Origin of the sequence: Stenotrophomonas sp. PS02301, from assembly GCF_029959485.1 — a bacterium.
GTDB lineage: Bacteria > Pseudomonadota > Gammaproteobacteria > Xanthomonadales > Xanthomonadaceae > Stenotrophomonas > Stenotrophomonas maltophilia_Z.
This window is the reverse complement of the sequence record NZ_JASCOO010000198.1, coordinates 1-753: the sequence shown is the minus strand read 5'-3', so window position 1 is coordinate 753 and position 753 is coordinate 1. Positions and strand designations below refer to the sequence as shown.

The 753-nt window shown below is 68.3% G+C and carries 1 protein-coding gene; it reads left to right on the top strand.

Features of this window, described 5'->3' with window-relative positions:
* The first annotated feature begins 130 nt into the window (after window positions 1-130).
* On the top strand, window positions 131-649 hold the full coding sequence (locus QMX81_RS20900; RefSeq protein ID WP_121042740.1) for an acyl-CoA thioesterase: 519 nt from the start codon (window positions 131-133) through the stop codon (window positions 647-649).
* The last annotated feature ends 104 nt before the right edge of the window (window positions 650-753 follow it).

The window sequence follows — 753 nt, the reverse complement described above, 5'->3', positions numbered from 1 at the left end:
GGCTGGCCGCGCGCAGCGCGGCAACTATCGAAGAAGCAACGACGGGCCGCGATAGCGGCCCGTCGTCGTTTCAGCCTGCCGGCCAGCGGCCGGCACTACCGGGCCTGCCATCGCCCGCTACAATCGACCCATGCCCGAATTCAAATCCAACCAGCTGTCCATGACGGTGCTGATGTCGCCGGACATGGCCAATTTCTCCGGCAAGGTGCACGGCGGCGCGGTGCTGCGCCTGCTCGACCAGGTCGCCTACGCGTGCGCCAGCCGCTATGCCGGCAGCTACGTGGTCACCCTGTCGGTGGACCAGGTGATGTTCCGCCAGCCGATCGCGGTCGGCGAGCTGGTCACCTTCCTGGCCTCGGTGAACTACACCGGCACCTCCTCGATGGAAATCGGGGTCAAGGTGGTGGCCGAGGACATCCTCAAGCGCAGCGTGCGCCACGCCAACAGCTGCTTCTTCACCATGGTCGCGGTGGATGACGACGGCAAGCCGACCCCGGTGCCGCCATTGGTGCTGGAAACTGCCGACGAACGCCGCCGGCATGCCGCCGCGTTGATCCGCCGCCAGCTGCGCGAGGAGATGGAGCAGCGCCACCTGGAGCTGCTGGCATCCAATCCGCCCGCACCGGGCGATCTGGTCGAGCAGGTCTGAACCCTGCGCCATGACCCACGGTCATGGCCTGCCGGGCAGGTATCGACCGTGGGTCGATACCTGCCAGATGGCGCGCGCTGCCGGCCCGCGGCCGGCCCTACCCC

Excerpts from the sequence above, each read along its gene's own strand:
- QMX81_RS20900 (WP_121042740.1), top strand. The coding sequence starts at position 131 with ATGCCCGAATTCAAATCCAACCAGCTGTCCATGACGGTGCTGATGTCG.